Origin of the sequence: Lutibacter sp., assembly GCF_041596795.1 — a bacterium.
GTDB lineage: Bacteria > Bacteroidota > Bacteroidia > Flavobacteriales > Flavobacteriaceae > Lutibacter.
This window is the reverse complement of sequence record NZ_JBFHHX010000093.1, coordinates 1-13717: the sequence shown is the minus strand read 5'-3', so window position 1 is coordinate 13717 and position 13717 is coordinate 1. Positions and strand designations below refer to the sequence as shown.

Here is a 13717-nt window from a genome sequence, read left to right as displayed (position 1 = left end):
TGTTAATTGCCCATTTAAAAATTAGTTGCCCTAAACCTTGGCCTCTTAAATCATCTCTAACCATTACATTTTCTATTTGTGCACGCATTCGTCCTTTATAACTTAAATAAGGAATAAATGTTAGCTGAAACGAAGCTAAAACAGCTGGATCTTGGTTGCTTTCTAAAACCATTAACTCTTGATTTTTATCGGCATTTATAATATCAAACGCGTTATAATAGCTTTGTGGTAATGGATTTGAGTAATCTTCTCTTAATTGCCCAAGTTTATCTGTAGCCAATAATTTTATAATTTGTGGAACATCATTTTTGGTAGCTCTTCTAAATATAGGTGAAGAATTCATAATTAATTATAAAAGTCATTATCATCTATATTTTCAAGATCTTCAAAATCGTCACTATCTAAAAACTCATTATAATCATCGTAAGATTTATCGGCTTTAAACTTTTTTTCGGGAGCTTGTTCTGGAGGAAAGCCAAACGATAACAAAATTTTAGGTAAGTCTTTTTCTTTTTTTGTAGTAATTTCGGAAAGTTCCACAAAAAATGTCCACATAGAAAAGAAATCGTACACATAAATTAATTTATCACCCACTTTTGTTAGTACATGGTTTAATAAACAGTTACTCATAGAAATATCCGTATCATCCTCACTCATATCAAACAACGGAATTTCATCACCCTGTTCCCATTCATTATTACTTCTGTAAAAAGAGGCCATTTCTTGCCCGTTAAAGCCAAAAGATTTTGCAATAAAAAAGTGTAAATCTTCTAAATTAGTTGTTTCATTTACAACTATATCTCTAAAAACATCTTTTTCAACATCTAATATTACTCTAATTTTATAAGCCATGGTTTTGTATTTATATGATTTGCAAATGTAATATTTAAAGTTATAATTCTTATTTTTACAATCCAAGAATTTTTTATGACTGAAAAAGAAACAAAGCTACAAGCACTTAATAATATGTGTAAAAACACATTAAATACAACATTGCAAATTACATATACAGATTTGGGTGATGATTTTTTAGTGGCAACAATGCCTGTAAATGAACGTGTTCACCAACCAGATGGAATTTTAAACGGCGGCGCAACAATGGCTTTAGCAGAAACAGTTGGGAGTCCAACCTCTATGTTGGCCATTAATTTAGAGAAGTATACGGTTCGTGGAATTGAATTTACCGCAAATCATTTACGAAGTGTAAAAAGCGGAATGTTAACTGCTACGGGTAAAATAATTCACAAGGGAAAAACCATACATTTGGTAGAAATTAAAATAGTTGATGATAGAGGAAGATTAATTTCTTTGTGTAAGTTAACTAATTATATAATAGCCAGATAAGTGGTTGTTATTAAAACATCAAAAAAATAAAATCTACAATTTTGCCTAAAGAAATAAATCAATTTTTTGAGAAAATAGCTGAGGTTTACAGATTAAAACAACCTTTTGTTGTGTATAGAAAACCCAATGAAGAATTGGTAACATTAATGGTTCAAAATTCTTTAAAATTAAATAAGCTACATAGTTTTAATGAAGCTGGTTTTTTGTTTGCACCATTTTATAAGGAGGATGCTAAAATTCTGTTTCCAAAAGAAGAAAGTTCCATATTTCAAATGCGAATATCTCAATATGAAGAATTGGCTATAAATGAAAACATATTATCAAAAAAAATAAACTCTTTATCATCAAATTCAAAAGAAAATTATGTCGATTTAATAAATAAAGCAATTGAATTTATTAAAGAAAATAATGCTCAAAAAATAGTGTTATCTAGAAATGAAGTGGTAGAATTCTCTCATTTTAGCTTTATAACATCATTAAAAAAAATGTTGAAAAATTATACAAATGCATTTGTATATGCTTGGTTTCATCCAAAAGTTGGTTTGTGGTTAGGTGCAACGCCTGAGCGTTTGTTAACAATTACAAATGGAAATTTTAAAACAATGGCATTGGCTGGTACACAATTTTATAATAATTCAGTTAATGTGGTTTGGGAAGAAAAGGAAAAAGAAGAGCAAAAAATAGTTACCGATTTTATTATTGATAATATTAAAAATGAAGTAAATATTACCGAAGTAAATGGCCCATATACAGTTAAAGCTGGTAGTTTATTACATTTAAGAACTGATATTTCTGGAGAGTTAACAAATGTGCAAATGTTGGAAAAATTACTGTTAAAGTTACATCCAACACCGGCCGTTTGTGGTTTGCCTAAAGAGGTTGCTTTAAATTTTATTTTATCAAATGAGCATTATAAAAGAACTTATTATGCTGGTTATTTAGGTGAATTAAATTTGAGTACAAGCACGCAGTTATTTGTAAACTTACGATGCATGGAAATACAAAATAAGTATGCTAAAATATTTGTTGGTGGAGGTATTACAAAAGATAGTGTATCTGATAAAGAATATGACGAAACTGTTTTTAAAACAATGATTATGAAAAATGTGTTATAAAAGTAAAAAACACCAAGTATTAAGTGTAGCAATTTAGATTTTTAAATACCGTTGTGGGCAAATATTAAAAAACAGATTCTAGCAATTCATCCCAATAATTATCCCTTAATTCTTAGTGTTTTACTTAAATTAAAAGTAGTATTAATTTGTGCAAAGTAGTTTGCAAATCGTAAAAAAAAATGTTTAAATCGTAAATTACAACCGTTTTTTAAATTTAGTTGGAGTACATTTTTCTATAGATTTAAAAATACGTATAAATGAATTTACAGAACCAAAACCAGACAATTCACTTATTTCGGCTATTGGAATTTCGGGTACTTTTTTCAATAGTTTTTTAGCTTCTTTTATTCTATAATTATTTACAAACTGATTAAAATTACAACCAATTTGATCATTTATTGCTTTTGAAATATAAGATCTGTTAGTGCCAATTTGTTTGGCAACATCCCAAATGTTTAGTTGTGGATTTAGCCAAGGTTTATTTTTATTAAAATACAGTTTTAAATCATGTTCTAGTTGTTTTAACTCATTTTGATATATTTCTTCATCAATTATTTCTTCGCCGTTAGCCTCTAAATTTTCGCTTACAGGTACTTGTACTAATCCAATAATTGATAAAATAAGATAGAGCAACGTAAATAGTAAACACATATAAAATAGCAACATTCCGTTAGTGTTTAATGGAGTTCTACCAATTAAAGTAACAAAAAAACCAGGAATTGCCATTAAAAAAATAAAGGAAATGGTAACTATGTAAAAATAACGAATTTGGTACATGTCAAAATTAGAAAACAAATCGTTCATTCGTTTTTTTGCTTTTAAAATATAGTGAATTGTTAAAAAAACATATATAACTATCTGTGCTAAATGAAATACTCTACTTCCTTTATATAAATAGGCAAGTATAGTTGCGTTTGTACTTTCTAAAGCACTATTGTAAAGGTTGTTGTTCATATAATTAAGGTAGCAATCCCAACTAGAAAAACCAGTAGCAATTAACATTAAAATAGCAATTAAAATAGAAGGAATAAAATGATAAATCCATTTTGTTGGTGCAATTTTAAAATTAAAAGCACTAAAAATATATAAATAATATAAAGGGTAAAAAGCTAATAGAGAAGCTAAAAATATGAAATCGAAATACCTAAAAATTACCCAATATTCGTTAAACGATAAAAAGTGACCAACAAATAATAAAAAGCTATTAAAAAAGAATAAGCCTAAAAAAAATCGGTTCTTATATTTTTTATTAGATGTGGCAATTAAAATTATACCACCATATAAATTAATAAATAAAGTAGATAATATGGCAATAATTTTAATCAAATTGGCTAATTATTTGGAGGACATGTAACGAATTTAATTTTTTTTTGTGAAAAAGGATATGATAATTATCAACAATACATCTTATTAAAAATGCGCATATTCTAAATTAAGTTTATGTAACTTTGTAAATTAATTTTAATAGTGAATGCCTCAATTTCCAAAAAACGAACTAGCTCAAATTGTAATAGCTTCTTGTTTGGCTAATAATATTACGCAAGTAGTAATTTCACCTGGCTCCAGAAATGCGCCACTTACCATTGGTTTTTCAAATCATCCAGCAATAAAAACATATAGTATTGTAGATGAGCGTTGTGCAGCATTTTTTGCCTTAGGAATGGCGCAACAATTAAAAAAACCAGTTGCAATTATTTGCACTTCGGGTTCGGCATTGTTAAATTATTATCCGGCAATTTCTGAAGCTTTTTATAGTAATATTCCTTTGTTGGTAATATCTGCAGATAGGCCAAAACATTTAATTGATATTGGAGACGGACAAACTATTCGTCAGGAAAATGTATTTCAAAATCATATTTTAGCATCTGTAAATTTAGTTGAAAATTATAGCGATTTTACCGCAGTAAAAAAGATTGTAAATGAAGCAATTTATAAAGTTAAGGTAGAAAATGGTCCAGCGCATATAAATGTTCCTTTTGATGAACCTTTGTATGAAACTACAGATAGTTTAATAACAATTGAAACTATAATTGAACCTACTATTATTGAAAATATTGATGAAGATACCTTAAATAATTTTTCAAAAATTTGGAATTCATCATCGAAAAAAATGATTTTAGTGGGGCAAAATTTCCCCGATGAAAAGCTTCAAAAACAATTAGAGTATTTTATAAACGATCCGTCGGTTTTAGTTTTAATAGAAAACACAGCAAATGTTTCACATCCAAAGTTTATTAATAGTATTGATAAATTAATTTTTCCTTTAGATGATGCGGAATTGGAAGCATTTCAACCAGATATTTTATTAAGTTTAGGAGGGTTAATAGTATCAAAAAAAATAAAACAACATTTACGTAAATACCAACCAAAACAGCATTGGCATATTGATACTAAAATTGCACTAGATACTTTTCTTTGTTTAAAACATCATTTTAAAGTAAGTGTTAATTACTTTTTTACCCAGTTTATATCAAAAATTAAAACTGTTGAAAGTAATTATCAAGAATTTTGGTTATCAAAAAAAGAAGGAAGATTAATAAAACATAAAAATTATATTGATAATTGTGATTACTCCGATTTAAAAGTGTTTGATACCTTGTTAAAATCTGTTCCTAAAAACACACAATTACAATTAAGCAATAGTTCGGTAATTAGATATTCTCAATTGTTTGATATTGATAAATCTATAAAAGTTTTTTGTAATAGAGGAACAAGCGGAATTGATGGAAGTACAAGTACAGCTATTGGTGCGGCTGTTGCAGTTGAGGGAAACACTGTTTTTATTACTGGTGATATTAGTTTTTTTTACGATAGTAATGCATTATGGAACAGTTATATACCGGCTAATTTTAGAATTATTTTAATTAATAATGGAGGCGGAGGAATTTTTAGATTTATTCCTGGTCCGCAAAAATCAAATGCGTTAGATTATTTTGAAACGCCACATAATTTAACAGCAAAACATTTGTGTAAAATGTATAATTTAGAGTATTTTTCAGCAAATAATTCTGAAAGTATAAATACTAATTTAATTGATTTTTATACGGAGTCAACAACATCAAAATTGTTAGAGATTTTTACTCCTAGAGAGGAAAATGATAAAATATTAAAGGCATATTTCAATAATTTAAAAGAATAAATAATGGATTTAAAAGTAGGAGATAAGGTAGATTTACTAGTTGTTAGAAATACAGGAATAGGTTTTACAGTTTTAGTAGAAGGAGCTTATGAAGGTTTACTTTATAAAAACGAGCTATACCAAAAAATTGAAGAAGGACAAAACCTTGTAGGGTACGTTAAAAAGATACGTGATGATGAAAAAATTGATGTAAGCTTGCAAGCAGTTGGTTTTAAGCAAACCATTGTAAAAAATGAAATTATTATTTTAAATGCTTTAAAACAAAACGATGGTTTTTTAGCATTAAATGATAAAAGCACGCCAGATGCCATTAAGTATAAATTAAATATGAGTAAAAAAGCTTTTAAAAGTGCTGTTGGCGGATTGTTTAAGCAAAAGCTTATTACTATTGAAGATGAAGGAATTCGTTCTACTTCTTTACAATAAATATAACTATCTGAAAAATAGTTAAAATCGTCATTCTGAACTTGTTTCAGAATCTCATTGTGCTGATTCTCAATTAATATGAGAACATGAAACAAGTTCAGATTGACGAAATTTAGACTTTTAAGGCAACCTTATTTATTAAATTTTTAAATCTTTTTTAAGAGTATCTGGTAATCCTTTTTTATTAACTGTAACAGAGATGGTTTTTAATTTAAAAAATGGTTTGCTCATATATACATAACCATCGTTTCCAATTCTGTCACTATTTCCTCCCCAAGAATTTTTTATTTTGTAATACTCGTTATTATTTTGGTCTTTAACTAACCCAACAATATGCATTAAATGGTCATCAGTTGTATTGTAGTTTTCAAACTCTTGCTGTCTAAATTCTGGTGTAATTTCACTTTCTTCAACAATATAAGTTAAACATTTTTCTTGTTCATCTAATTTTTTAGGCAGTACAGCAACACCATATTTTGATGAAAAAGTTTTTTCAGAAACATCGCAATCTAAAGCTAATGAATACCCATTTTTTAAAGCAGTATCCACGGCATCTACTAATTTATTTAAAGGAATATTATAATAAATCCCGTTAGAGAAATTGTCTGGAATGTTTAAAATAAACTGTGAGTAAAAAGGTTCTTGTAAAAAAGAAGTTAATGTAACATAGTTAGAAACATCAAATTTTGTCATTTCTAAAAATGATTTCGGATTGTAATACAAGCCATTATAACTAAAGTTATCAGGTATTTTTCCAAGTTTTACGTTTAAAATAGAATCTACTTTAAATTTCCAATTTGGAGAATTAGAATCTTTATCATTTTTAATATAAGCATCTAAAACTTTTTGTAATTCAGGTACAATAGTAGCATGATCGTGTTTTTGTGATTCAGTCATTAAACCTGAATATGCCGATTCTGGAACTAAACCATATTGTTTAATAGAGTTTAAAACATCATGTGCTAAACCTCCTTCACTAAATTGTGTTTTACCTTGACGCATTACATAATTCCAAGCTTTTGATGGATATGTTTGTCTAACATTATACATTTCAGAAATATCTATTAAAACCCCAGAAGATTTAAAAATTTCCGATTCTATAAATGATGATCCAGCAAAACTCCAGCAAGTTCCGGTATTACCTTGACTTTTTACATCACTTGCTTCAATATCTATAACAGATGTAAAGCTGTATTTTTGGGTTGCAGGAATATGTACTTCTACAGCTGTATCTTCTTGTGCCCAACAAGTAGCTAAAAAGGAAAAGCTAACGAATAAAAAAAGTATTTGTTTCATAAGTATTATCTAAATTGTTTTATTGTTTTTCTTTAGTTTCGTCTAAAGGTTCATCTTCAATTACGCCATCTCTTTTATTTAAAACGCGTTCAACGTTTTCATAATAAGCATCGGCATTTGGGTCGCCTTCAGGTAATTTCATGTAGCCGTTTTTGTAATATTTTAATGCAGCTTTATATTTTTTTCCAGTTTCATAATATCTACCAATATAATAATCGCCAATAGGAGAATCAGCATATAATTTGTTAATCATTTCTCCAAAGTTTTTTAAATAATCACCATTTTCTTTATCTAAAATTATAGGTTCAATAGCAAAAATATCTTTTTGTCTTATTTTTAAATTACTTCCAAATAAATATTCAATTTCTACATATTTATTTTCTAAATAAGCAATAGCATCTGCCGGAGACATGTTTTTTATGTTTTTTTCATATTCTTCTGTAGAAATAGCCGAATACATTTCAAAAATTGAAGCCAATGCACTTGCTATTGATTGCCCAATGGTTGCAGTTGTATTATTATTAAAAGCTTCATATTTATATTTTAATTTAGGGTTTTCTGTACCTTGTAATAAAGTATTGGTTTGGTTTATTAGTGCTTGGTATTTTTCTAAATTACTTTTTCCATTTGATAAGTAATAATAAACATTTTCGTCTTTTAAACGTTGTGCTTTTTGTTGAATTAAAAGCGGCATATCTAATGCAAAATAAGGGTTTATAGTTATAAAAGCGTTAAAACTTGGATAATCTTCAATTAAAAAATAGTTGATAAAATTTGCTGTTAATGTAGAGCCAACAATGGTTTTAAACGGTGAAACTCTATAATTTTCTTCTATAAAACTAAAAATTTCACTCTTTATAAATCTATAAAATTTAGCACCTTCTTCTGTTGGTAAGCTATTGTCTTTTTGGTAAGAGCAATCGCTGTATCTTTCATCATTATAATTTTGATTTATTCCAATAATAATTTGTTCTGGTGCTTCGTCTTTATTAGCAAATAGTATAGAATTTCCTACATACACATCAAACAAATATTCCGCATCTAAAACAATTGCAACTGGGTACAACTTTGTTGTTTCGGTAGCATAACTTGGTGGAACATAAATTTTTAAATATCGGTCGTTATTTAGCTCTTTCGAGTTAAATTTTTTCACTTTAATATCTTGTGAAAATATAGATAAAGTGAAACTTAAAAATAAAGTTACTGCTAGAAATTTTTTCATAATTATATTTTTTTAAAATCCAAATCCTAATCCAAAGGCAACATAGGCACCGTCTTTACTATTAAATATTGATAGGTTTAAATTTAACATATCTGCACCTGTAAACCATAAACCACCTCCATATGATGTTTTCCAATCGGTAGAATTTTCATTTTTTAACCAAACTCTACCATAATCAAAGCCTGTAAATATACCAAATTGCATTGGAGCTAACTCTGTTTTTACGTTACTTAAATTAAAACGAAGATCGGAATTTTGATAAAAGGACGAGTTTCCTGTAAAGCGTTGATTTCTGTATCCTCTTAAACCGTCTATTCCGCCAATACTTGCTGCATTGTAAAACTCAAAATTATCACCAATTATTATATTTCCTTTTACTTTTGTTGCTAAAACTATTTTGGCATTGCTGTTTAATTTATAATTAAATGAAAGCGATGGTTTTATAAATCCATTGTTTTCTTTATGGTTTTCTATGTTTTGTTTCCAGCCACTTTCTATAGTAAAGTTCATTCCAAGGGTTGGAAATGCTTTGTTATCGTAGTTTTGGTAGGTGTAAAATGTTTGAAATCCGGTATAGGTTTTTCTTTTTTCTTGCTGATAATTTATATCGTTAATATATCTGTTTGCTGTACTTTCTACTTCAATACTCTCAATAGATGGACCAATTTTAAATTCGGCACCAAATCTGCCTTTCCATTTTAAAAAAGGATTTACAGCATAAGTACTTATTTTAACGCGGTGATAATTATCATCAAAATCGTTTTCAAAATTTAAACTTTCGTTACCAAAATTATAAAAATTTATACTATAATTTGGACTTGTAAAACGTGATTCAACTAAAAAATTCCAGTTATTAAAAATATTTGCAAATTCTGCATTGTACGAAATATCAAAACCATTATTGGAAAAATAATACGATGCATTTATGGTATGCTGTTGTGTAAACGGATTACGTTCAAAACCATAAACGGTATAGGTGTTTACAAACCCAATTTTAAAGCCATCATCTGGGTTTGAACCTATAGATGGAATTAGTTGATTTTGGTTGTATTTTAGTTTTTTGTAATTATAAATATTGGTGTTGTAGTTGTTTGTAAGTTTTGTTTTAGCATTGTTAGAGTTAAAGGTGTTTTTCTTCGATTTGTAATCGTAAATTGTTACTCTTTTTGAGTTCTCAATTTCAAAAACATCATTGTTTTGTCCTCCAATAATTCTAACAGGAATTATGTTATTTTTTATACCAGTAACTTTAAAAACGTCTTCATCATCTAAACCATATACCCAAATTTCTGAAGTTTCTTTTTTAGAAAATGTTTTATTAAAAATTTCAGTGCCTTTTTCATCATCTTTTATATTAAAAACTCTTACAGTAGTTTTACCATTTGGCAGACGTTCAATTTCAAATAAATTGTCTTTATCATTTCCTTTAATAACAGCATATTTAGATAAATGTTTGTAATAAGTTTTGGCTATTTTAGGTAAAATTTTTAAACGGCCTTCCAGTTTTCTTTTAATAGTGGCAATTGTTTTATCCTGAACTTCTTTTGGGAAATTTTTAAAAGCTTCATCAATAATTTCAGGTGTTATATTTTGTTGAATTAATTGTACTTGCGCTTCCCAATTTTTATAATCGGCTTTATTAATAAGTGCCATATCTATTGGGTAAGGTTCTAAATTAAACCATTTTACATTTCTCATATTCGTATCAAACACTTGCATATGTTTTAAAGCAGGAATAGCACGAGTTAAAAACCCTAAAATTAAACCATCATTTTTAGAAAAAGCTTGATCTCTATCTCTTGGTACAGGTTTGTAAGTTATTTTATTGCCATTTTTAAAGGTTGCCCAGCGCCATTGATCTTGGTGTCTGTCCCAATCACCAATAAGCATATCAAACAAACGGGCTCTTATATAAGCATCTTCATCTACCTGATAATCGTCAGATTTTCTTAGGTTTTTAAGTAAATCATCTGTTCCAATTAATTCTTTTGAATATCCAAAACTTTTAATAGTATGGTTGTCAGAAGCGTGTTCTTCAATCATATATAATTCATTTCCAAACTCTTCATTAAAATAACTTAAGGCATTTTGTTTTGGAACGTAATATAATGTTGGATTTGTATGATAAACATCAATTGCATCGGCTAATGTGCCAATTGTAAATGGTGCGTATGGGTGTGATGTTGTGTAAATATCCAACAATAACTCTTCTGTTAAAGTATCATCAAACTGACCTTCAACATATTGATTTTTAAAGGCAACAGCTTGTAAATATTGCGTAGCACTTTTCCGTAATGCTCTCATTACAAATTGTTTACCGTTTTTATCTTCTAAGCGCAACGATTTAGATTGATGTCCGCCACCAGTTTTTATAGGTGTTAAGCCTCCAAAAAGAGTATCTAAAGATACTGTTGGTGCGGTAATTTTTATGCCGTAATATTTTCTATAGTGTTTTCCCCATAAACTTAAATAAACACTTCCTTTTGAAACTTCTTTTTCGGTATAAATAGATGCATTTACAGTTTTTGGAAATTCAGTTGGGTACACTTCTATTTTTTTATCTTTTTTTGAAATGTATATGTTTTTTGAGAAAAGAAGTTGTTGATTTCCATTTATTTCATTGTAAAAATTCACTTTTGAAGATCCGTTTTTATACACCACAACTTTTGCATATCCTAAACCACCATAAGAAAACTCACTGCCATTTAAAACTCTTGCTGCCGAAGTTTTTGATCCCGATCCACTAATAATTTGAGGAATGTTATCTTGTAAAATATATTGTAAATTGTGTTCATGACCCGAAACAAAAATTACTTTTTCGGCTTTTTGAGACAGCGTAACAATTCTATTTTTTAATTCAAGATAAACACTGTTGTTTAAATCTTGAACAGAAATTCCACTTGTTTTTCTAAAAATATTGGCAAATGTTCCAATTATTGGTAATGGAATTTTGTTATTTATAGGGTAAAGTTGCGATTTTAAAGAAAACTGTCCACCGTGAGATCCATTACTAAATAACGGATGGTGCATTGCAACAATAGTTGTTTGAGACTCATGTTTTTTAATTAAACTTTCAAATTCATCAAAAAATATGTCGCGTGTTTTTATATCGCAATCATCATTCATTGTTGGGTTATTGTTCCAATTTTCTAAATACCATTGTGAGTCTACAATTATTAAAACAACATCGTCAGAAATATCAATTTTTTTTAACGGACAACCACTTTTTGGGAAAAAGGAGTTTTTGCCCAATTTTTCTGTAATATAATCTTCTTCTCTTTTTAACCCTTCTATACCATTGCTGTAATAGTCATGATTTCCTGGAATAAATATGGTTTCACCTTTAAAATTTTCTACCAAATTTATTTGAGCATTTAATCTATGTTCTGAAAGATCTCTTTTTGGATGCGATTTTTTTGGTAATCCTTTTTCGTACAAATTATCGCCTAAAAAAAGTAAAGTGCTATTTTTGCCAACCAATGAAAGTTCATTTTTTAATACATTAAAATGCGTTAATTCTTCATTTAAGTTTGCATTGCCAGCATCACCAATTAAATAAAAAGTATGGTCTATTTCTAAATTATTTACGTTTTCATCTTCAAAATTATTGTAGTTGACGTTATTTTTATATTGAACTTTATTTGTGGCGCAACTACTCAAAAGCAGAAGTGTAATTGAATAGAAAATAATATTTTTAAATGATGAACGCATTAATCTATGTTTTTTGGAAGGTAAAAATACATAAATTTATGTACTTTTGAATTCAATAAATAGTTTATAGAAATGTTAGAAAGTGATTTTTTTAAAGAGGTTGAGCACTTTGTTTTTAAGTTGTTTAAAGATGAATTACCGGCAGAAGTTGTTTATCATAATTTTGAACATACAAGTCAGGTTGTAAAAAATGCGTTTGAAATTAGTGTTGCTGAGAATGTTACAGAAAATGATTTGGAAATAATACTTTTAGCGGCTTGGTTTCATGATACTGGTTTTACCAAAGGTTTTGAAAAACATGAGGAAAAAAGTAAAGAAATTGCAGAAAAATATTTACAAGAGAGAAAGTTTAATAAAGAGAAAATTGAATTAGTAAAATCTTTGATTTGCGCTACAAAAATGCCTCAAAACCCTACAAATAAAATGGAAGAGGTTATTTGTGATGCAGATTTATACCATTTAGGAACAGAAAATTTTAGAGAGAAATCTAATTTATTACGTTCGGAATGGGAGCAATTATGCAATAAATATTTAACAGATATTGAGTTTTTAACTGAAAACGAAAACTTTTTAAAATTGCATAAATATTTTACAAATTATGCCTTTTCTAAATTAACCGAACAGAAAACATTAAATAGGTTGAAGGTAGCTAAGGATTTAAAAAAGACCATAGCTAAAAATGAAGAACTTTCAGCTAAAAGCAAACTTAAAAAGGCCGAATTAAAGCGTAAAAAAGAAAAAAGCGACAGGCCAGAGCGAGGTATTGAAACAATGTACCGAGTTACATTAAAAAATCATTTAAAACTAAGTGATATTGCAGATACAAAGGCAAATATTTTACTTTCGGTAAGTGCTATTACATTATCTATTGTACTTTCATCGTTATTTCCTAAATTAGATAAAGCCGATAATTCTTACTTAATTTATCCAACATTATTCTTTTTGCTTATTGTTGTTGTTACCATGATTTTTTCAATTTTATCAACACGTCCTAAAATTACTTCTGGAAAATTTTCAAAAGAAGATTTGGCAAATAGAAAGGTGAATTTGTTGTTTTTTGGAAATTTTTATAAAATGCCTTTGGAAGATTTTCAAGAAGGGATGACTGAATTAATGAATGATAGAGATTATTTATACAAGTCTTTAATGAATGATTTGTATTATTTAGGAATTGTTCTTGAAAAAAAATATAGGCTATTAAGAATAGCCTATAATATTTTTATGGTTGGAATTATAATATCTGTTATAGCTTTTGTTATAGCTTTTGAATTAATGAAAAAAGCGGGTTTTGACGCTAATTTAATTTAATGTTTTGGTTGATATAGCATCCATTATTTCTTCAAAAGATATTTTGTTTTCATGTTTCATATTATAATTTATATGAACCCTAATTGCTTTTAAACCAGAAATACCTTGTAAATCTTCAATATCAACTTTTTCTATAGTGTTTAAAAGGTAATTTTT

The 13717-nt window shown here is 27.9% G+C and carries 11 protein-coding genes; 5 read left to right on the top strand and 6 right to left on the bottom strand.

Annotated elements, in window-relative coordinates; all coding sequences use genetic code 11:
* The coding region (locus ABY298_RS11100; protein ID WP_372746123.1) for a GNAT family N-acetyltransferase at positions 1-343 on the bottom strand (343 nt) is incomplete at its 3' end.
* 2 nt (positions 344-345) lie between these two features.
* The gene (locus tag ABY298_RS11095; protein WP_372746122.1) at positions 346-852 is read right to left on the bottom strand and encodes a hypothetical protein; all 507 of its coding nucleotides are present in this window, start codon (positions 850-852) and stop codon (positions 346-348) included.
* A 75-nt stretch (positions 853-927) separates the two neighbouring features.
* On the opposite strand from ABY298_RS11095, the gene ABY298_RS11090 reads away from it, so the two are divergent.
* A complete protein-coding gene (locus tag ABY298_RS11090) occupies positions 928-1344 on the top strand; it encodes a PaaI family thioesterase (RefSeq protein WP_372746121.1) in 417 nt (138 codons plus the stop codon).
* Between the two features lie 41 nt (positions 1345-1385).
* Positions 1386-2459, top strand: a complete 1074-nt coding sequence (locus ABY298_RS11085; RefSeq protein WP_372746120.1) for a chorismate-binding protein — start codon at positions 1386-1388, stop codon at positions 2457-2459.
* Positions 2460-2654: 195 nt separating this feature from the next.
* Here the strand turns inward: ABY298_RS11085 and ABY298_RS11080 are convergent, their stop codons facing one another.
* Positions 2655-3785, bottom strand: a complete 1131-nt coding sequence (locus ABY298_RS11080; protein ID WP_372746119.1) for a helix-turn-helix domain-containing protein — start codon at positions 3783-3785, stop codon at positions 2655-2657.
* Positions 3786-3930: 145 nt separating this feature from the next.
* Between ABY298_RS11080 and menD the strand changes: the two genes are divergently transcribed.
* Positions 3931-5598, top strand: a complete 1668-nt coding sequence (gene menD, locus ABY298_RS11075) for a 2-succinyl-5-enolpyruvyl-6-hydroxy-3-cyclohexene-1-carboxylic-acid synthase (protein WP_372746118.1) — start codon at positions 3931-3933, stop codon at positions 5596-5598.
* 3 nt (positions 5599-5601) lie between these two features.
* Entirely contained in the window at positions 5602-6024 is a 423-nt protein-coding gene (locus ABY298_RS11070; protein ID WP_372746117.1) for a DNA-binding protein, read from the top strand.
* A gap of 138 nt (positions 6025-6162) precedes the next feature.
* On the opposite strand, the gene ABY298_RS11065 is transcribed toward ABY298_RS11070, so the two are convergent.
* From ABY298_RS11065 to ABY298_RS11055, 3 genes are read right to left on the bottom strand one after another with little or no spacing between them, the layout of a single operon-like run.
* A complete protein-coding gene (locus ABY298_RS11065) occupies positions 6163-7320 on the bottom strand; it encodes a C1 family peptidase (RefSeq protein ID WP_372746116.1) in 1158 nt (385 codons plus the stop codon).
* A gap of 19 nt (positions 7321-7339) precedes the next feature.
* Positions 7340-8542 carry an alpha/beta hydrolase gene (locus ABY298_RS11060; protein ID WP_372746115.1) on the bottom strand — a complete coding sequence of 401 codons (1203 nt, stop codon included), beginning with the start codon at positions 8540-8542 and terminating at the stop codon, positions 7340-7342.
* A gap of 12 nt (positions 8543-8554) precedes the next feature.
* Positions 8555-12253, bottom strand: a complete 3699-nt coding sequence (locus ABY298_RS11055) for a metallophosphoesterase (RefSeq protein ID WP_372746114.1) — start codon at positions 12251-12253, stop codon at positions 8555-8557.
* Positions 12254-12325: 72 nt separating this feature from the next.
* Here ABY298_RS11055 and ABY298_RS11050 point away from each other — a divergent pair, with 72 nt between their 5' ends.
* On the top strand, positions 12326-13561 hold the full coding sequence (locus tag ABY298_RS11050; RefSeq protein ID WP_372746113.1) for a Pycsar system effector family protein: 1236 nt from the start codon (positions 12326-12328) through the stop codon (positions 13559-13561).
* The last annotated feature ends 156 nt before the right edge of the window (positions 13562-13717 follow it).

What these genes read in the sequence shown, in the direction of transcription:
- ABY298_RS11095 (WP_372746122.1), bottom strand. Translation starts at nt 852, where the DNA reads ATGGCTTATAAAATTAGAGTAATATTAGATGTTGAAAAAGATGTTTTT.
- ABY298_RS11060 (WP_372746115.1), bottom strand. Translation starts at nt 8,542, where the DNA reads ATGAAAAAATTTCTAGCAGTAACTTTATTTTTAAGTTTCACTTTATCT.
- ABY298_RS11055 (WP_372746114.1), bottom strand. Translation starts at nt 12,253, where the DNA reads ATGCGTTCATCATTTAAAAATATTATTTTCTATTCAATTACACTTCTG.
- ABY298_RS11050 (WP_372746113.1), top strand. Translation starts at nt 12,326, where the DNA reads ATGTTAGAAAGTGATTTTTTTAAAGAGGTTGAGCACTTTGTTTTTAAG.
- ABY298_RS11070 (WP_372746117.1), top strand. Translation starts at nt 5,602, where the DNA reads ATGGATTTAAAAGTAGGAGATAAGGTAGATTTACTAGTTGTTAGAAAT.
- ABY298_RS11090 (WP_372746121.1), top strand. Translation starts at nt 928, where the DNA reads ATGACTGAAAAAGAAACAAAGCTACAAGCACTTAATAATATGTGTAAA.
- ABY298_RS11065 (WP_372746116.1), bottom strand. Translation starts at nt 7,320, where the DNA reads ATGAAACAAATACTTTTTTTATTCGTTAGCTTTTCCTTTTTAGCTACT.
- menD (WP_372746118.1), top strand. Translation starts at nt 3,931, where the DNA reads ATGCCTCAATTTCCAAAAAACGAACTAGCTCAAATTGTAATAGCTTCT.